15 protein-coding genes are annotated in these 18,152 nt (G+C 66.5%); 5 read left to right on the top strand and 10 right to left on the bottom strand.

Features of this window, described 5'->3' with window-relative positions; all coding sequences use genetic code 11:
* Positions 1–16: 16 nt before the first annotated feature.
* Positions 17–700, bottom strand: a complete 684-nt coding sequence (locus tag R5O87_RS15750) for a zf-HC2 domain-containing protein (RefSeq protein WP_462836314.1) — start codon at positions 698–700, stop codon at positions 17–19.
* Complete coding sequence (locus R5O87_RS15745) at positions 697–1,197, bottom strand: sigma-70 family RNA polymerase sigma factor (RefSeq protein ID WP_410556306.1); 501 nt, start codon at positions 1,195–1,197, stop codon at positions 697–699. The genes R5O87_RS15750 and R5O87_RS15745 overlap by 4 nt, the downstream gene beginning before the upstream one ends.
* A gap of 192 nt (positions 1,198–1,389) precedes the next feature.
* Here R5O87_RS15745 and R5O87_RS15740 point away from each other — a divergent pair, with 192 nt between their 5' ends.
* Positions 1,390–1,911 (top strand): COG4315 family predicted lipoprotein, encoded by a 522-nt coding sequence (locus R5O87_RS15740; RefSeq protein WP_410556305.1) that lies wholly within the window; start codon positions 1,390–1,392, stop codon positions 1,909–1,911.
* Between the two features lie 54 nt (positions 1,912–1,965).
* Positions 1,966–2,559 carry a DUF5655 domain-containing protein gene (locus R5O87_RS15735; protein ID WP_410556304.1) on the top strand — a complete coding sequence of 198 codons (594 nt, stop codon included), beginning with the start codon at positions 1,966–1,968 and terminating at the stop codon, positions 2,557–2,559.
* Positions 2,560–2,573: 14 nt separating this feature from the next.
* On the opposite strand, the gene R5O87_RS15730 is transcribed toward R5O87_RS15735, so the two are convergent.
* From R5O87_RS15730 to R5O87_RS15700, 7 genes are all read right to left on the bottom strand, one after another.
* On the bottom strand, positions 2,574–4,097 hold the full coding sequence (locus R5O87_RS15730) for a glycoside hydrolase family 32 protein (RefSeq protein WP_410556303.1): 1,524 nt from the start codon (positions 4,095–4,097) through the stop codon (positions 2,574–2,576).
* Between the two features lie 31 nt (positions 4,098–4,128).
* Entirely contained in the window at positions 4,129–5,007 is an 879-nt protein-coding gene (locus tag R5O87_RS15725) for a carbohydrate ABC transporter permease (protein WP_410556302.1), read from the bottom strand.
* Position 5,008: 1 nt separating this feature from the next.
* Entirely contained in the window at positions 5,009–5,968 is a 960-nt protein-coding gene (locus tag R5O87_RS15720; protein ID WP_410556301.1) for a carbohydrate ABC transporter permease, read from the bottom strand.
* Between the two features lie 85 nt (positions 5,969–6,053).
* Complete coding sequence (locus R5O87_RS15715; RefSeq protein ID WP_410556299.1) at positions 6,054–7,349, bottom strand: sugar ABC transporter substrate-binding protein; 1,296 nt, start codon at positions 7,347–7,349, stop codon at positions 6,054–6,056.
* 149 nt (positions 7,350–7,498) lie between these two features.
* A complete protein-coding gene (locus R5O87_RS15710; RefSeq protein ID WP_410556298.1) occupies positions 7,499–8,521 on the bottom strand; it encodes a LacI family DNA-binding transcriptional regulator in 1,023 nt (340 codons plus the stop codon).
* A gap of 167 nt (positions 8,522–8,688) precedes the next feature.
* Positions 8,689–10,410, bottom strand: coding sequence for an Ig-like domain-containing protein (locus R5O87_RS15705; RefSeq protein WP_410556297.1), 1,722 nt, complete (start codon positions 10,408–10,410; stop codon positions 8,689–8,691).
* 206 nt (positions 10,411–10,616) lie between these two features.
* The gene (locus R5O87_RS15700; protein ID WP_410556296.1) at positions 10,617–11,474 is read right to left on the bottom strand and encodes a DMP19 family protein; all 858 of its coding nucleotides are present in this window, start codon (positions 11,472–11,474) and stop codon (positions 10,617–10,619) included.
* A gap of 248 nt (positions 11,475–11,722) precedes the next feature.
* Here R5O87_RS15700 and R5O87_RS15695 point away from each other — a divergent pair, with 248 nt between their 5' ends.
* On the top strand, positions 11,723–15,166 hold the full coding sequence (locus tag R5O87_RS15695; protein ID WP_410556295.1) for a DEAD/DEAH box helicase: 3,444 nt from the start codon (positions 11,723–11,725) through the stop codon (positions 15,164–15,166).
* 29 nt (positions 15,167–15,195) lie between these two features.
* On the opposite strand, the gene R5O87_RS15690 is transcribed toward R5O87_RS15695, so the two are convergent.
* Positions 15,196–15,618, bottom strand: a complete 423-nt coding sequence (locus R5O87_RS15690; protein ID WP_410556294.1) for a hypothetical protein — start codon at positions 15,616–15,618, stop codon at positions 15,196–15,198.
* Positions 15,619–15,919: 301 nt separating this feature from the next.
* Here R5O87_RS15690 and R5O87_RS15685 point away from each other — a divergent pair, with 301 nt between their 5' ends.
* Positions 15,920–17,281 (top strand): NAD(P)H-dependent oxidoreductase, encoded by a 1,362-nt coding sequence (locus tag R5O87_RS15685; protein ID WP_410556293.1) that lies wholly within the window; start codon positions 15,920–15,922, stop codon positions 17,279–17,281.
* Positions 17,282–17,358: 77 nt separating this feature from the next.
* Positions 17,359–18,099: a FadR/GntR family transcriptional regulator gene (locus R5O87_RS15680; protein ID WP_410556292.1), complete on the top strand. Its 741-nt coding sequence runs from the start codon at positions 17,359–17,361 to the stop codon at positions 18,097–18,099.
* The last annotated feature ends 53 nt before the right edge of the window (positions 18,100–18,152 follow it).

Here is an 18,152-nt window from a genome sequence, read left to right as displayed (position 1 = left end):
GCTGACCCCACGCAGTTCAGGTGCCCGGCATGGCAATGACGGCAATGGTCTGCTGCCGGTCGTTCCGCACTTCGACGCTGGCGATGCTCGTGTACTGCAGCGGCGTGGCGCTGGTGACCCGGACCCTTCCGCTCGGTGTCGCCATCCACGCGCACGCCCTGTCCTCAACCCCGGCGCGGTCCTTGACCCACAGTGAAAGCCGGCCGTTCTGCGGCAGGCTCCGCCCGTCGACGGCCAGTTCGGTGCCCCAGGTTTTCTTCACCATGCCCACCGTGACCTGCATGCCGCTGTCCGCCTTGACCGAGTAGCTGGCATCGGGCTTGTCGGCGGGATCAAACAGCGGCGCCGCCGCGAACCCCAGTGCCAGGCAGGCCGCCGCCACCACCCCCACAAGGGCCGTCAGCCGCCGTCGGGAATTACGACGGCGGGCGGCCAGTTCGTCCAGAACGGGCTGGGGGACGGGGGCGGGGGCGGGCGGGGCGGGGTCCGAGCCGGGCCGGCGGGCCGCCGGAACGGCGAGCGCCACGGCTTCCGGGACCGGAAGGGCGTCCAGCAGTCCCGGCAGGGATTCCAGATCCGACAGTTCACTGCGGCACGTGGCGCACTGCTTAAGGTGGTCCTCGAAGCGTAGCCTGTCCGCGTCGTCGAGCCCTCCCAGCAGGTATGCCCCCAGCAGCTCATGGACTTCCTTGCCGTTCACCGTTCCACACCCATTTCATCGAGTATTGTCCGCAGGGCCTTCACTGCGTAGAAGGCCCTGGATTTCACCGTTCCGCTCGGAATGTTCAACTGCACCGCCGCCTCGCCTACCGTGAACCGCCGGTAGTGCAGTGCCACCAGTACATCCCGGTGCTCCGAACTCAGCCGCAGCAGCGCTTCCTCCATCAGCACCTTGTTCAGCAGATCGTCAACCCGTCCGGTGGCCTCCTCCGGGTCCGCGATGTCGCGGTCCTCGGCTTCCTGCGGCCGCCGCTGTGACTTCCGGTAGTTGTCGATCATGATGTTCCGGGCAGTCCGGAACAGGTAGCTGCGCATGCTGCCTGTGACCTTGGGCGCCTGTTGCCAGACGCGGAGCACTGTTTCCTGCACGATGTCGTCGGCCAGGTGCGGGTCGCGGGAAGCACTGAGCACAAACCGGCGAAGTGCCGTTCCGTGCTCGCGGTAGATCGCTGCAACCAAATCCTCATCCAGCGGCACCTTCGGCCTCCCTGCAATGACCCTATGAAGCCGGATCCGAGGGCCCGGCCTTCCTGGCAAATACGACGCCGGCAGCAGGAAATAAGTTCAATTCCGGTCAGCGTCAGATTCTTTGAACCATTCTTCACCTTTGTGCGTCATTCCAAATAGCGCCGGTCCCTCAGTCTGCCGGCCCGAGCCAAGGAGCAGCACATGAAGAAGCATCTGAGCGTTGGCCTCGCAGTTATGGCCCTTGCCGCCTCACTGACGGCCTGTGGCGGCGGATCCGGCACAACCACCACCACTTCGGCGGCGGCCCCTGCCAGCGAGTCGCCCGCGACCTCCGCCAGCGCATCGGCCACGGCGTCCTCCAGCGAGATGGCGTCGGTGGACCTCAAGACCGCTTCGTCCAGCAAGGGCAACATCGTGGTGGACGGCAAAGGCATGAGCGTTTACTACTTCACCAAGGACGTCAAGGACTCCGGCAAGAGCAACTGCCTGGGTGACTGCCTCGTGAAGTGGCCGCCGGTGATTGCCGCCACGGACACCCCCAAGGTCGAGGGTGTAACCGGCAAGGTCGGCACCATCGATACCCCTGACGGCAAGAAGCAGGTCACGGTCAATGGCATGCCCGTCTACCTGTGGGAGAAGGACAAGGCCCCCGGCGACATCACCGGCCAGGGCGTCGGCAATGTCTGGTACCTCGTGGCACCCGACGGGACGATGATCAAGTAAGGCGTGCAGGTTGGGCCGGCGCCTCTCCGTAGGCGCCGGCACTACCATCGGAGGATGGTGAATCCACACAACCTGACAGCGGAGGCCGGAACCTGGAAATCCATGGTGGACAGCAACCAGGCACTGCTGCTGCGGAAGTCAGGACATGACGTCCATTGGTGGGCGGAGCAGGGACGCTCCGCCGGAGTGAAGAGCGATGCCGAGCTGCGCGAATGGATGCGCGCCGAGCACGGAATTACGGGCTACGCCCAATACGCCGTGTCCTGGGAGATGTTCGGCTATCCCGAGTTCATGCTGCGGGACGCCGACGAACTCCTTGACGGCCAGTACAGGGACCACCCGAACCTGCGGCCCATCGTCAACACCCTCCTGGCGTGGGCCGCAGCCCATCCGGGCGTGGCAATCCAGATGCGCAAGGGCTACGTGTCGCTGCACAGCAGCCGCCGGAAGTTCGCGCAGGTGACCAGGGCGAACAACACCGCCGTGGACGTGACTCTCCGCCTTGAGGCGCCCATTGGGGAGCGCCTCAAGGCGGTCAAGGTCCGCGACGGCGATTTCTTCGACCGCAAGGTCCGGCTCACGTCGTTAGCCCAGGTGGACCAGGAATTCGTGGACTTCCTCGAAACCGCCCTCGAGCAGAACAGCTGACCGCAACGCGGGAGCTAGCCGGTGACGCACAGGGTTACCAGGGTGCCGCCGTCGCCGTCGGCCAGCAGTCCGACGGCGGTGCTGGACTCCGCGGGGAAGATCTGGTCCGTAAGGGTCACCAGGCCGTCCTGCGCGAAAACCTCAACAGAACAGCGGTCCAGGAAGATCCTGAGTCGCAGCAGGCCGGTGCTGTCCAGGACAACCGGCACCCGCTCCACGGACGGGAAGTCGGCATGGAAACCGACGTTCCCGGACGCGGTGCGGTCCAGGCTGAGCTCGCCCGTCAGGGAAGAGTAGGCAAGCACGGTCCGCTCCTGCACGCCGTCGGCCTCGCCGGCACGCAGCACCAGCCCCACCTTGCCGGCGGAACCGGGCCGGAACTCGGCGTCCACGCGCAGCACATCCCCGGAGGCCTCGGCAGGCAGCCACCGCACCCCGTCCGCAAGCCGCCCGGGACCCGCGGCGAACAGCTCCGTGCCGGAAGCGTCGAACGGGTCCACCGGGGCCTGCACCAGCACGGGGCGCCCGCCGCGGGTCTCCAGCCGGACCTCGCGGACCAGGGACATGGCGCTGCGCCAGCCCTGCGAAGGCGTCGAAGCAGCGTACTGCCAGTTGTTCATCCAGCCGATCATGAGGCGGCGCCCGCCCGGGGCGTTGCTGAACGAGACGGCGGCGTAGTAGTCCCGGCCCCAGTCGAGCCAGCCGTAGTCGTGCATCCGGCTGTCGTCGGCCTGCATGCCCTCGGTGACCGTGGTTTCGGAACGGAACGTCACGCCGTCGAACGTTCCCAGGAAGTACTGGCCCGCCGAGCCGCCGGCGATCCCGCCAGGGCTCAGATTCACCACGAGGACCCACCGGGTGTTCCCGGCATCGCCGTCCAGGGGCAGTTCGAACAGGTCCGGGCATTCCCAGACGCCGCCCGTGGCGTTGGCAGGGCCGAAGGTGCTCAGGTACTCCCACGTTTTGAGGTCGGCGGACTTGTAGAGCACCACCTCATGCCGGACTGCCTCGACGGCGGCCATCACCCAGTAGCTGCCGGCGTCGCCGTCGTACCAGAAGACCTTGGGGTCGCGGAAGTCCGCGGACGCCCGGTCCAGCACCGGGTTTGCCGCATACTTGGTCCAGGTGGCGCCGTCGTCGGTGCTGTACGCGAGGGACTGTGCCTGCCGGCCCGCCAGCGGCGATGACGGTGAGTAGGCGCTGGTGTAGACGGCCACCAGCGGCGGCACTCCCCCGACGCCGAATCCGCTCGTGTTGTGCGTATCCACCACGGCCGATCCGGAGAAAATAGCCTCCTGTTCGTCGCAGGGGATGGCCACCGGCTGCTCGTCCCAGTTCAGCAGGTCTGCCGAGGTGGCGTGCCCCCAGGACATGTTGCCCCACACGTCACCGAACGGATTGTGCTGGTAGAAGAGGTGGTAGACGCCGTTGGAGTACACCAGCCCGTTGGGGTCGTTGAGCCAGTTGCGCTCCGCAGCGTAGTGCCATGTGGGCCGGTACCGGCAGTCGAGGGCGGGCGTTGCATTCAGGGAAGTCATGGTTCGCTTTCGAACTAGAAAGGGGGCTGGGTCAGCCTTTGACGCCGCTGGAGGCGATGCTGTTGATGAAAGAGCGCTGGAACGCGATGAAGAGGACCACCACGGGAACCGTGATCAGCGAGGCGTAGGCCATGACCTCACCCCAGGAGACGTTCAGCTGGAAGAAGTACTGGATACCGATCATCACCGGGCGCAGTTCCTCGGACTGGACCACCATGAGCGGCCACAGGTAGGAGTTCCAGGCGGGCAGGAAAGTCAGGATGGCGACGGTGGCCGTGGCGGGACCGGCCAGCGGCATCACCACCTGGCGGTAGATCTTGAACCAGCCGGCGCCGTCTATCCGGGCCGCCTCGTCAAGTTCCTTGGGGATGGACTCGAAGTACTGGTGGTACAGGTAGATGGAGAACGCGTTGGCGATGAACGGGATGATCTGCACCTGGTAGGTGTCCAGCCAGCCCTTCGAGATCTCCAGGCTGAAGCCGTTGAGTTCGAAGTAGGGCAGCTGGTTCACCCACCACACCAGCGGCAGGGCTAGCGTCTGGAACGGCACGATCAGGGTGGCCAGGATCGCCGTGAACACGATGCGCTTGCCGCGGACCTGCATGCGGGACAGTGCGAAGGCGCAGAGGCTGTTGATGAAGATTCCCAGCACCACTGTCACGGCGGACACGCCGACGGAGTTGATCAGGAAGCGCGCTGCCGGAACCCGGTCGAAGACGGCGGTGTAGTTGTCCAGCGAGATGTTGCCGATGGGCAGGAAAGCCGCCACCGAGGACATGTCGCCGAAGATCTGCTGGTCCGGCTTGAGCGAGGACACGAGCATGAACACGATGGGGAACGCGGCGACGGCCGCGAAGAGGATCCGCACGGCCATGGTGCCGATCGAATTGAGGCGGAGCACGTTTTTCACGTCAGTCCTTCTCTCGGGTCAGGTAGCGCTGGACCGCGGAGACCAGCAGCACCAGGACGAAGAATACGAGCGAGATGGCGGAAGCGTAGGAGGTTTCCTGCTGCTTGAAGCCGGAGCGGACCGCCTCGTAGATGATGGTGGTGGTCGAGTCGAGCGGGCCGCCCTGCGTCATGACGCTCACCTGGTCGAAGAGGCCGAGCGCCTGGATGGTGATGGTCACCAGGACCAGGGTGCGGGTGTGCTTCAGTCCCGGCCAGGTGACGTACCGGAACTGGTGCCAGCGGCTGGCTCCGTCCAGCTGCGCCGCCTCGTACAGCTCCCCGGAAATGCTTTGCAGCCCGGCCAGCCAGATGATCATGTGGAAGCCGGCGGCCTGCCAGATGGACAGCCCGATGATGGCCGGCATGGCGGTGGAGGGGTCGTTCAGCCAGTCGGCGCCCTGGATGAGGCCGAAACTGAACGTGGACAGCAGCTCGTTGATCAGGCCGTCCTTGCGGTACATGAAGAGCCAGAGCAGCGACACCACCACCATGGACGTCACTACGGGCAGGAAGTAGACGGTGCGGAAGAAGTTCACCCCGCGGAACTTCTTGTTGATCAGCAGTGCCATAGCCAGGGCGAGGCCGGACTGTACGGGCACCACCACCACGGCGAAGTAGCTGACATTCAGGAGCGACCGCCAGAATGTGGGGTCTGTGAAGAGCCGGGCAAAGTTGTCCATCCCGACGAACTCCACCGGCCGCGGGGAGATCAGGCGGGCGTTCGTAAAGGCCAGCCCGAAGCCGAGAATCGCCGGCAGGAACACGAAGGCGAGCAGGAGGACCGCCGCCGGTGCGATCATCCCCCAGCCGCTGAGCTGTTCGCGCAGGTGGCCGGGGCGCTTGCGGCGGGCAGCGGCTTCAGTGGTGCCGCCCGGCGCTGGAACAGCGGAGGTACGGGAGCGAAGTTGGGTGGTTGTCATGGGAGTCTCCGTTGACAGTCAGTGCCGGGTGGAGGACGACGGCGGCAGGTGCCGCCCGCCGTCGTCCTCCCGTCCGGCGCGCTGGCTAGTTCTTGTAGCCGCCGTTGGACTTGATGTTGGCGTCGATCGCCTTGACCGCCTTGTCCAGGACGGTCTTGGGGTCAGCCCCGGCCAGGATGTCCTGGACGGCCTTGCCGTACTCGGTGGCGATGAACGGGTAGGCCGGCGTCTCGGGCCGCATGACGGCCTGCTGGCGGGAGAGTTCCATGAAGACCCGGTTTTCGCCGCCCTCGGCGAAGGCGGGGATCAGGGCGGCCGCTTCGTCGGTGGCCGGGATGGTTCCGGTGGCCTTGGCCACGGCGGCGATGTTTTCCGGCTTCAGCGAGTAGGAGAGGTAGTCCATCGCGGCCTCGGAGTTCTTGCATCCGCTGGTCACGCCCCACTGCCACGAGGCGCCGCCGATCTTCGGGCCGTTGCCGAGGTCCACGGAAGGCATAACGGCCAGGTCCTTGCCGAGTGCCTTGCGTGCCTTGTCCGCGGCCCAGGAGCCGGTGTAGACGATGCCGCTCTTGTTGTTGAGGAAGTCCTGGGTGGAATCCTTGCCGCTCTTTTTCGCCATGAAGCCCTGGTCGGCGAGTCCGCGGAACCACGCGGCCCATTCGACGGCCTTGTCCCCGTTGAGGGCTCCGTCCGCTGACTGGAAGCCGTCGCGGTTGACGAGGTCGCCGCCGAAGGACTGAAGCAGCGGCGAGTAGGCGTAGGGCAGCCACTCTCCGGTGCCGGCAGTCCCCATGTCGAGGGGGTACTGCCACTTGCCCAGGGCCTTGAGCTTGGTCAGCGCGTCCTGGAATTCCTCCTTGGTCCACGGCTTTTCCACCGTGGCGGTACGGACTCCGGCCGCCTTGAGGTCCGACGCGCGGGCCAGCATTGCGAGGGCGACGTCGTAGTAGCCCACCGCGTACGTTTCGCCCTCCCACTTGGCGACGGTGCTGGGCAGGTTCTTGGACAGATCGGCCGAGAGCTTCAGCGGCGTCAGGTACTTGGCCCACGCCCAGTTGGGCACGTTGGGACCGTCGATGTCCACGATGCAGGGCAGCTTCCCGGCGGCTGCGGCCGAGACCACCGAGTCGTTGTAGGAGTCCTGCGGGAATGCCTGCACCTTGATCTGCGCCTTCGCGGTGCCGCTCTTGTTGTATTTGTCGACGATGGCCTTGATCGCCGCGAGCTCGTCAGGGTTTCCCGCGTTGTGGGTCCACATGGTGATCTCGTTGCTGTCCTGGGTCGTGGCAGACGCGCTGCCCTTACCGCAGGCAGCGAGGCTGCCCATGAGTGCCGCCGCGGCTATGCTGGTGGCCAGGATCCGTGTGAATCGCTTGTTCATGAAGGTCCAGTCTTTCTGCTGATTTTGCGCGTGGATGATTGGCCCGGGGTCCGGAAGGGGCGCGGCCGCTGCAACGGCTGCGTCCCTTTTTCAGACGGACACGGGGTTTGGACGAACTGGTTGTATTGCTGGTGGTTGCTGGAATCCGGTCAGGTCCTGGGCGGTCCCACGGATCCCCGCTCGATCAGGGGACAGGCCAGCCGCACCTGTTCCGGCGGCGTTCCCGGGTTGTCGATGTCGTCAAGAACCCGGTTGACCGCCCACCGCCCCATGTCGTAGTGCGGCAGGGCCACGGTGGTCAGCCCCGGCCACAGCGAGCCCGCGATGAGCTCCAGGTTGTCGATGCCCACGATCGAAACATCCTCCGGGATGTTCAGTCCCAGAGCTGCGGCCGCCTGGTACGCGCCCATGGCCACCCTGTCGCTGAAGCAGAACAGCGCTGTGGGCCCGTCCGGCTGGCCGAGGAGCCCCAGTGCGGCCTCACGGCCGCCGGAGGTCTCCGGAACGGTGATGACGAGGTGCCGTGGATCATGGGCGATGCCGTGGCGGCGCAGGGCGTTGTGGAATCCTTCCAGCCGGCCATGGCTTGCGGGAATGTCGTCCACGTTGTTGATCATTCCGATCCGTGTGTGTCCCGCCGCGATGAGGGCTTCGACGGCGGTTTCGGCGGCGTCGACCTCGTCCGGGACAATGGAGGAGACCGCTGGATCACCGGTCACGGCGTCCAGCAGCACGGTGGGAATCGCCGAGAGCGCGGCCGGCAGCTCGACCCCTTGGTGGTACAGCCGGGCGTACACCACGCCGTCCACCTGGTGCTGCTGAAGCATAGTAATTTCGCGGTGTTCAAGCTCGCTGTCCAGCCCGGAGTTCACCACCATGACCACGTAGCCGCGTTCGTACGCCGCATCCTGCGCTCCGCGGATCATGGCCCCGGCGAACGGCGTGGTGGTGATCTCATCGCTGACCAGGCCCAGGATTTGGGAGCGCTGGTTGCGCAGCCCGCTGGCGAGCCGGTTGGGGGCGTAGCCAAGGTTCCTGGCCACCTCCCGGACGTGCTGCTGGGTTTCCGCTTTGACCCGGGAGCTGGTGGCGTCGTTGAGGGCGTGGGAAACGGTGGTCACAGAGACTCCCGCGGCCTTGGCCACTTCACGTATCCCTACTCGCGTCGTCATCGACTTCCTTTGCAAAACGTTTTGGTTCGGTGGAACTGAGAATACACAAAACGTTTTGCATGTGTCAAACGTCACTCCCCATCCGTGGGGTTCCGCACCCACATGGGTCCGGCCCGGCGCTGCCCTTGCGGGCGGCGCCGGGCCGGAGATCCTGTGAGACTGCTCCGTTACCGTCCTGTGGTGAAGCTCCAGGAGAGGCCGCTGAGCGGGTTCCCGCCGGCATCCTTGATGCTGGTGGAAATGGTGGCTGTGTACTTCGTGTTGGCCGCCAGGGTCACGTTCGGGTTCAGCGTGGCCACGTGGCTGGTGGCGTTGTAACTGACGGCGTAGCTCACCAAGGCGCCGGTGGCGGCGTTCCGGAGGGCAAACGTTCCGTTGGACACGCCGATCACGTTCTCACTGATGGTCGCCGTAACGTTGGCGACGCGGCTCACGGCGGTGGCGTTCGCCCCCGGGGACTTGGTGGTCACCACCGGCCGCGGGCCCGTGGTGAACGCCCACGAGTTGGCGGCGATCGGGTTGCCCGCGATATCGGTAATGCCGGCCGTCAGCGTTGCCGTGTGCTTCCGGTCAGCCGCCAGTGTGACGTTCGGGTTCAGCGTGGCAACCCGGGTGGTGGCGTTCCACGTCACCGGAGAGGCGATGAGCGCTCCTGCCGAGTTCTTCAGGGTGAAGGATGCCGTTCCCAGCCCTGCGATCGGTTCGTTGAAGGTTGCCGTGACGTTGGCCGTCTGGCTGACCATCAGCGAGTTGACGCCGGGCGCCTTGGCAGTAACCACCGGTGCCACGGTGTCGACCGTGACGGCCAGCGAACCGGTTGAGCGTGTTTCGACTCCGCCCGGGCTCACTTCGCCTGCCGTCACGGTGTGGCGCCCGTTGGCCAGCGTCCGGTTGGACGTGATCGAGTAGCTGCCGTTCACGACCGATGCCGAGCCGCTGGCCACGCCGTCGATGTAGAGGTTGACGCTGGCTGCGTCCGGCAACGCAACGGCACCCGTGAAGGTCGGCGTGGTGCTGCGGGTGATGTTGTCCGTGTTGAACCGGCCAGTGTCGCTCGCGGCGGTCAGGTCAGGCGTGCTCGGACCCTTGGCCAGTGGTGCGGTGCAGGGGGCGGCCGGGCCGCCGATCGCCCCGTACTCAAAGATCGTGACTTCGTTGCCGGTGGCGGCGTTGCGTCCCAGCCACATGCCCCGGCTTTCGGAGGTGTTGGCGGCTGTAGCGCGGTCGGCGTCGGTCACGCCGTCGGTGCCAACGCCGGTGAGGCCCGTCCAGGTGGCTGTCCAGGTGGTGAGGCCCGGTCCGTCATACACAACGGTGCCGTCCTCGCCCGAGCCCGGGGCGCCGGCACGCAGCGTGCGCCGCCCATTCAGTGCGAACGACTGGTTGGCTGCCACGATCCTGGCTTCCAGCTGGTCCGCCGGAAGCTGCCCGCCGCCGGGCGCAACAGCGGTGCCCTTCATGACCACGGTGCCGGCGTTGATCTTGGTTGCCGGCTGCGTGACGGTGACGTTTCCTACGAATGTCTGGTCGCCGACGTCGGGCGCTGTCAGAACACGGATCACGTCACCGGAGCGGATGTCCGGAGTGGTGCCTTCCCAGCATCCTCCGCCGGGATGGTTGACTTCAACGATGCCGCCCACCGGCACCAGGTTGGACGCCGTACCGATGACCGCGCCGCCGCGAAGCACCTGGATCGTGGGACGGTCACTGGCCGCATACCCCTCGGCCGAGACCATATCCCGCTCCGGGAAAACGGTAATGATGTGCGTTCCCGGGTCACTGATGACGGCGAAAGCCGGAACAACTGCCGCTGTTGGAACGGCCAGCGCAATCAGCGCGCCGGCCGTGACGGCCGCTGCCAGGCGTGGACGCATTCTTGCAGGTTTCATGGAAAGCTCCCCTCAAAGGCCCCAGACTTCACCCGGCTGAGACCCAGCGAGGGTGATCCTCTTCAGGTCCATGATCTGAAGAGGATGCCAGTATCCGGACGCCACCCTGCGGAAACCTTTAACCAAAACCTATGCGCCCCCTCAACAGGGCCCGCACATGGGTGGGCGGGCCGGCGCCGAAAAACGGCCGGCCCGCCCGTGCACCGCTACGCCTCTACGAGGTCCTCGTCCAGCTCCTCGAACTCGACGGCGGCCACGATTTCCTTGGTCTCCGGGTTGAGCATGTAGGCCTCATCTTCCTCCTCGATCATGAGGAAATCGCCGTGGTCGGTGCTGAAGCGCCACGCGAGCACCGTCTCGCCGTTGTGGTCGTAGTTCGGATCGCCCATCGTGATTTTCTGCAGCTCGTAACCGGCGATGTCGCACAGCTCGCGGATGATGACCTCGAATTCCGGGGCGTTCTCCAGGGCCTCTTCCTCGGCCTCGGCGCGCCGCTCTTCGAGGTCCGGCAGCGCCGCCACGCGCTTGGCGATGTGGGCGGTGAGCTCGTCGTCGTTCAGGACCAGCAGGCCTTCCTGTCCGCGCAGCCACGCCGCGTTGAGGACCACGATGTCCTCCGTCTCGAGGAGTGATTCGAATTCGGCGTCGAGGTCCTCCATGGCCTGCACGCGTTCGGGAAGCTCGCCGTCCTCCTCGGCGTCGGACTCGCCGTCCAGGTAGATGTCCGCCTCCTCCTCGGAGAGGGCATCGAAGGCCTCCGCGGTGCGGTCGAAGAGGTCAACGTGACCGGCGGCGCCCATGCCTTCCAGGCCTTCGCGGATGTAGGCGTCAAGCTCCTCGCGGTCCGGGGCGGTGAAGACATACTGCGCAAAGCCACCGCCCAGGGACTGTGTCAGGTAGAAGTCCACGAAGTAGCTGCGCAGGGCGTTGGGAGCAATCTCCCCCGAGCCGAGGAGCTCCTGGTACATGGTGTTCACCACGGCAACGTTGGAATCAACGACCTCCCCATCGCCGCCTGCGGCGCCTTCGACGGTCAGGACAACGGGGTATTCGCTGGAAGTCATGGGAAATCCTTACTGCAGAAAGCCGGTGATGCTCAGGACCTTCTCAAGGTACGCGCCGCCGGCAGCCCGCAGGTTTAGGGCGAAGTGAACGTCAGGCGAAGTTTGCCCGTACCCCGTTTGGGCACAAAACAGGGCAAAAGCAGAAGAGCCCGACGGCGGGCGGCGGCAAATTTGAGGGCCCCTCCGGCCCGACTAAGATGGATCAGATAACCTGCAGATTTTCGACCTGCCGAAAGTAGCGCGCACCCATGCCTTCCCAACCGGACGACAGTGCGGCACTGGCAATCCAGACCCCCGCGATCAACGACCGCTCCCTCGCGGCCGGGCTCGCCTATGCCATGGGCGGCCGCGTCTCCGGGATCTCGTTCGACGCCGCCACCGGCCTCATGCTCGGCAAGGTCCGCGGCGGCTCCGAGGTGCCCTACTCCACCACTGCCAAGCTGGTCCGCAAGGGCGGCGGCTGGAGCTGCACGGTGGGTGTCTGCAGCTGCCCGGTCCGCAAGGACTGCAAGCACGTGGCAGCACTCCTGTTCGCGGCCGAAGACAACCCGGCCGTGCGGGTGCAGCTGCTGTTCCCGGCCGACGTCTCGCGGGTGTCGCGGGAAAAGTCCGTACCGGCGCTTTCGGACTGGGAGCAGGCGCTCAGCCCCCTGATTTCGCAGGCCGGCCCCGCCCAGCAGGCCGGCGGCACGCCCCTGGCCCTGCAGTTCGAGGTGGAGGAACCGGCCCCGCACTTCTCCTACACAGGCCGCCGGGATCCGCTCCGCAGCGTCCGCCAGCTCAAGGCCCGCCCGGTGATCATGGGTGCCAAGGGCAAATGGATCCGCGGCGACGTCTCGTGGAACACGCTGAGCTACCTGAGCTTCAAGCGCGAGTGCAACCAGGCGCACGTGGAGTGGATGCAGACCTTTCTCGCCGCCCACACCGCGGGCGCCAACCGCGCGTACTCGTCGTCGTCCCTCTGGCTGGGGCTGAACACCTTCGCCGGCAAGAACCTGTGGGGCCTGCTGGAGGAAGCCCGGCAGCTCGGCGTCGCGCTGGTGCACAGCCGCGGCCAGGAACCGGTGAAGGTGGCGGCGGAGCCCGCGGCGGTGGGCCTCAACCTGGGCCGATACGGAAGCGGGACCCAGGACGGCGGCCTGGAGCTCGCGTCCACCATCACGGTGGACGGCACCGAGGTTGATCCGGCTTCGGTGGGCACCATCGGCCGCCCGGCACACGGCATTTTCCTGACCACCAGCGGGGACTCGCTGCCGGGGGTCGCCGCGGACGAGACCATCACGCTGGCCCCGCTGGAGAGCGGGCTGAGCGAGGAACTGCTGGCGTTCGTCACGGCGGGCAACACGCTGCACATCCCGGCACGGGATGAAGGCCGCTTCCTCACCGGCTTCTACCCCAAGCTGAAGCAGACCGCGCGCGTGACGGCGGCGGACGAATCCGTCGAGCTGCCCGAGCTTGCCATCCCGACGCTCTCGCTGCTGGCCAACTACGGCACCGACCACCGCGTGCGCCTGCACTGGGAGTGGCACTACAAATCCGGCACCATCGTCACCGCGCAGCCGCTCTGGCGCCACCCCGGCGACCACGGCTACCGTGACGATCCCGCCGAGGCCCGGATTCTGGAGGCTGTGGGCCAGCCGTGGGACGTGGTGCCCAAGCTGGGCGAGTCAGCCACCGGCGGCTGGGGCACGCCGCGGCTTGCGGCCACCGCGGAGCTGAGCGGGCTGGACACCCTGGCGTTCACAGAGGAGGTGCTCCCCCTGCTGCGGAACACGCCCGGCGTCGACGTGGACACCTCGGGCGACATCGCGGACTACCGGGAGGCCGAAGAAGCGCCCGTGGTGGCGATCTCCACGAAGGCCACGGACCAGCGCGACTGGTTCGACCTCGGCATCGTGATCACCCTCGAGGGCCAGCCGGTGTCCTTCGCTGCCCTCTTCTCCGCCCTTGCCGCCGGGCAGACGCGCATGCTGCTCCCCAGCGGCGCGTACTTCTCCCTCGACCTGCCGGAGCTGCACCAGCTGCGGGCCCTGATCGACGAGGCCCGCGCGCTGCAGGATAACAAGGACGCACCCCTGCAGATCAGTCGCTTCCAGGCCGGCCTGTGGGATGAGCTTGCCCAGCTGGGGATCGTGGACGAGCAGGCGGCCGCCTGGCGTACGGCCGTGGGCGGGCTGCTGGCGGACGGCGTCCAGGGCCTCCCGCTCCCGGCCACCCTCAACGCCGAGCTGCGCCCGTATCAGCTGGAGGGCTACAACTGGCTGAGTTTCCTGTACCGCCACAGCCTGGGCGGCGTGCTCGCGGACGACATGGGCCTGGGCAAGACGGTCCAGGCGCTGGCCCTGATGTGCGCGGCCAAGGAACACGCTGAGTCTTCCTCGGACGCTGGGCAAGCGGACCCCCAGGCAGCGGACAGCAAACCAGCGGATCCCAAAACAGCGGACGACGGCGGCACTCCCTTTTTGGTGGTGGCCCCCACCAGCGTCGTGGGCAACTGGGAGGCCGAGGCGGCCCGGTTCGCACCGGGACTGACGGTCCGCGCCGTCGGCGAGACGTTCGCCAAGAGCGGCGCCGACCCCGCCGAGGCCATGGCCGGGGCGGACATCGTCATCACGTCCTACGCGCTGTTCAGGATCGACTACGAGTCCTACGCCGGACGGCACTGGGCCGGGCTGGTGCTGGACGAGGCGCAGTTCGTGAAGAACCACCAGTCCAAGGCCTACCAGTGCGCCCGAAAGCTTCCGGCCGCGTTCAAGCTGGCCATTACGGGCACGCCGCTGGAGAACAACCTCATGGAGTTCTGGGCGCTGACCTCCATCGTGGCGCCCGGGCTGTTCGCCAGCCCGTCCCGGTTTGCCGAGTACTACCAGAAGCCGGTGGAGAAGAACGGCGACAAGGGGCAGCTGGACAAGCTCCGCCGTCGGGTCCGTCCGCTCATGATGCGCCGCACCAAGGAGCAGGTCATCAAGGACCTGCCGCCCAAGCAGGAACAGATCCTCGAAGTGGTGCTCAACCCGCGGCACCAGAAGGTCTACCAGACCCACCTGCAGCGCGAGCGGCAGAAGATCCTGGGCCTGATCGAGGACGTGAACAAGAACCGCTTCACAATCTTCCAGTCGCTGACTTTGCTGCGCCAGCTCAGCCTGGACGCGACGCTCGTGGATGAGTCCCTGTCCGGCGTGCGGTCCAGCAAGCTGGACGTGCTGTTCGAGCAGCTGGAGGACCTCGTGGCCGAAGGCCACCGCGCCCTCATTTTCAGCCAGTTCACCGGGTTCCTGGGCAAGGTCCGCGAGCGCCTCATCGAGGAGGACATCGAGTTCTGCTATCTCGACGGCGGCACCCGGAACCGTTCCGACGTCGTCAATGAGTTCAAGAACGGCGCGGCGCCGGTGTTCCTGATCAGCCTCAAGGCCGGCGGCTTCGGCCTCAACCTGACCGAGGCGGACTATGTGTTCCTGCTCGACCCGTGGTGGAACCCGGCGTCGGAGGCGCAGGCGGTGGACCGTACGCACCGCATCGGCCAGGCCCGGAACGTCATGGTGTACCGGCTGGTGGCCAAGGACACCATCGAGGAAAAAGTCATGGCGCTGAAGGCCAAGAAGTCGCAGCTGTTCGCCGACGTGATGGAGGGCGACGCGCTCTCGGGCGGTGCGCTCACGGCGGAGGACCTGGCGGGGCTCTTCAACGACTGACGTGGTGCCGGACTCTCATGCCGCGGGGGCTACCGGGGCGGCAGCCCCGCCTGCATCGCTGCGGCGGATGCCGGCCGGAGCCCGAAGGCGGCCCTCCTGCTGAACCAGCGCCCCAGGGCCTTGCCTTTGCCCTTCCACCAGCTGTCCTCGTCGGTGTCGGTACGCCACCGGTAGATCAGGACCACCAGCACGAACATCCCGGCCGTGACGTTGGGCCACACGCCGGAGGCAGCATCGAGCAGCGCCCTGACGGCGGTGGCCAGGATCGCCGGCACCACCAGGCTGCGGAAGACCGTGTTGGCCAGATACCGCCGGTGGGAGCGCGGCACGGAGAGCAGGCGGACCATGTCGGAACAGGCGCACACCACCACCACGGCCTGCCCCAGCAAGAGCAAAATGGACCCCGGCAGGGACCCGGCGAACTGCACCGCTGACGCCAGTCCGGAACTCATGGCCCGCACCCTTCCATGCCGTCTCCTCCGTCGCTTGCGCTGTTTCCTGTATCGCGTCCTGTACCCCGGTGTGTGTCTGTCCATTCAACGGCCCCGCCGGCTTTGAGTCACGGGGGTTGGCTACCCGTCTTTGCCGCCGGGACTACCCGGGTTCCCGCTGCTGTACGTACCCGGGGCCGAACCCGCCCTGGACGTGACGCTTGACACACACTTGCGGTCCATGTCATGGTTGCAACATCAGATGGTCAGACCAACTAACCATTAGCCGCCTGAGACCACCGTTGCTCCGAGGAAGAAATCCATGAACCTCCATTCGCTCCTGCAGAAGAGAACAGCCACCAGCGGCCCCATCCGGGTCGGCGTCATCGGCGCAGGCAAGTTCGCCTCCATGTTTTTGACCCAGGCCCTCAATTCAGAAGGCATCCACGTCGTCGGCGTCGCGGATATCGATGTCCCCAAGGCCAAGGGCGCCCTGCAGCGGACGGGCTGGCCGGCCGAACGCTATGCCGCCGGCAGCTTCGCCGAGGCACTGCGCCACGGCACCACGTTCGTCACCGACAGCTCCGCAGACCTGATCCGGCAGCCGCAGATCGAGGTAATCCTCGAGGTTACGGGCAACCCGATCGTCGGCACCGCCCACGCCGTGCAGAGCATCGACAACGGCAAACACATCATCATGGTCAACGTCGAGGCTGACTGCATGGTGGGCCCGCTCCTGCAGCGGCGCGCCGAGGCCGCCGGCGTCGTCTACTCCATGGCCTACGGCGACCAGCCGGCCCTGATCTGCGAAATGGTCGACTGGTGCCGCACGGTGGGCTTCGACGTCGTGGCCGCCGGAAAGGGCACCAAGTACCTCCCCGAATACAACTACTCCACCCCGGACACGGTCTGGAACTACTACGGCTTCACCGACGAACAGCTCGCCAGCGGCGACTTCAACCCGAAGATGTTCAACTCGTTCCTGGACGGCACCAAGTCCGCCATCGAGATGGCGGCCGTCGCCAACGGCACCGGCCTCACGCCCCAGGACGAGGGGCTGTTCTTCCCGCCGGCCGGCGTCGACGACCTGCCGCACGTTTACCGCGAGCAGTCCGTCGGCGGCGCCCTCACCCGCCGCGGCACCGTGGAAATCGCCTCCAGCCTTAACCGGGACGGCACCGAAGTGGACCGTGATCTCCGCTGGGGCGTCTACGTCACCTTCGAGGCCAGGACCGACTACGCCGTGCAGTGCTTCGCGGAATACGGCGTGAAGACCGACTCCACCGGCCGCTACGGCTCGCTCTACCGGCCTTACCACATGATCGGGCTGGAGCTCGGCGTCAGCATCGCCTCCGCCGTGCTCCGCGGTGAAGCCACCGGCGCCCCCACCGGGTTCCGCGGCGACGTGGTGACCACCGCCAAGAAGGACCTCAGGGCCGGTGAAATTCTCGATGGCGAGGGCGGCTACACAGCGTTCGGCAAGCTGGCTCCGGCGCGGATCTCGCTCGAGCGGAACGCCCTGCCCCTGGGCCTGGCCCACGGCATGAAGCTCAAGCGTGATGTGCCCAAGGACCGCACGGTTTCCTGGGACGACGTTGACGCCGACGAGAGCCTGCTTGCCGTCCAGATCCGGCGCCAGCTTGAGAACGAAGCCCGCGCCGAACTGTTCGCGGCCCAGCGGTAAGACGGTCAGGCCGAGCAACTACCATGAAATAGCCGCGGCCCTCTGCCGCAGGCAGAAATCTCAAAGGGGTGATCGGCGTGAGCGCAGAAGCATGGGAACCGGTACAGCGGGTACGTACCTACGAACAGGTCATGGCCCAGATCGAGGAACGCATCCTGGACGGCAGGCTCAAGGCCGGGGACAAGCTCCCCAGCGAACGTGACCTGTCCGCCCTCCTGAACGTTTCCCGCCCTTCCCTGCGGGAATCACTCAGGGTCCTGGAGGCACTCGGCATCGTCGACATCCGCCCCGGTGGCGGGGCCGACGGCGGCGCAGTCCTTGTTGATGAACCCGGCTCAGGGTTCATCAACCTCCTCAAGCTCCAGCTGGCACTAGGCCAGTTCGACCACACCGAGGTCCTCGAGACCAGGATCGCCCTTGAAACCTGGTGCTGCGAGGAGGCCGCCCAGCGGGCAACCGAGGACGACCTGGCGGAGCTGGAGCAGATCCTGGACCAGATGGAGGACCCGGAGATCTCCACCCCGGAGTTCAACCGGCTGGATGCGGCGTTCCATGTGCGGATCGCCGAATCCACCGGCAACTCGCTGACGGCACACCTGATGGGGTCCCTCCGGACGGCCATCAACCGCCAGATGATCGAGGCCTATGCCCGGCTGGAGAACTGGCGGGAAACGGCCAAGGTGGTCCGCAGCGAGCACCGCCAGATCCTTGCCGCCATCCGCCGGAAGGAAGCCGATGAGGCTCGGCGGGCCGTGGGCGACCACATCCGCAGCTTTTACGACATTGACAACGCCAAGGCTCTGAAACAGCCCAGGTGACGCCGGGGCCGGTGTCCATGGGGACAGCGCCTGCGGCAACCGCAGGGGCAGGA

It is taken from the genome of Arthrobacter globiformis, assembly GCF_046536215.2.
Classification (GTDB): Bacteria; Actinomycetota; Actinomycetes; order Actinomycetales; family Micrococcaceae; genus Arthrobacter; species Arthrobacter globiformis_E.
This window is presented reverse-complemented; position numbering and strand designations above follow the sequence as displayed.

Excerpts from the sequence above, each read along its gene's own strand:
- R5O87_RS15730 (WP_410556303.1), bottom strand. The coding sequence starts at position 4,097 with ATGACTTCCCTGAATGCAACGCCCGCCCTCGACTGCCGGTACCGGCCC.
- R5O87_RS15695 (WP_410556295.1), top strand. The coding sequence starts at position 11,723 with ATGCCTTCCCAACCGGACGACAGTGCGGCACTGGCAATCCAGACCCCC.
- R5O87_RS15740 (WP_410556305.1), top strand. The coding sequence starts at position 1,390 with ATGAAGAAGCATCTGAGCGTTGGCCTCGCAGTTATGGCCCTTGCCGCC.
- R5O87_RS15690 (WP_410556294.1), bottom strand. The coding sequence starts at position 15,618 with ATGAGTTCCGGACTGGCGTCAGCGGTGCAGTTCGCCGGGTCCCTGCCG.
- R5O87_RS15700 (WP_410556296.1), bottom strand. The coding sequence starts at position 11,474 with ATGACTTCCAGCGAATACCCCGTTGTCCTGACCGTCGAAGGCGCCGCA.
- R5O87_RS15685 (WP_410556293.1), top strand. The coding sequence starts at position 15,920 with ATGAACCTCCATTCGCTCCTGCAGAAGAGAACAGCCACCAGCGGCCCC.
- R5O87_RS15705 (WP_410556297.1), bottom strand. The coding sequence starts at position 10,410 with ATGAAACCTGCAAGAATGCGTCCACGCCTGGCAGCGGCCGTCACGGCC.
- R5O87_RS15735 (WP_410556304.1), top strand. The coding sequence starts at position 1,966 with ATGGTGAATCCACACAACCTGACAGCGGAGGCCGGAACCTGGAAATCC.
- R5O87_RS15715 (WP_410556299.1), bottom strand. The coding sequence starts at position 7,349 with ATGAACAAGCGATTCACACGGATCCTGGCCACCAGCATAGCCGCGGCG.
- R5O87_RS15720 (WP_410556301.1), bottom strand. The coding sequence starts at position 5,968 with ATGACAACCACCCAACTTCGCTCCCGTACCTCCGCTGTTCCAGCGCCG.
- R5O87_RS15710 (WP_410556298.1), bottom strand. The coding sequence starts at position 8,521 with ATGACGACGCGAGTAGGGATACGTGAAGTGGCCAAGGCCGCGGGAGTC.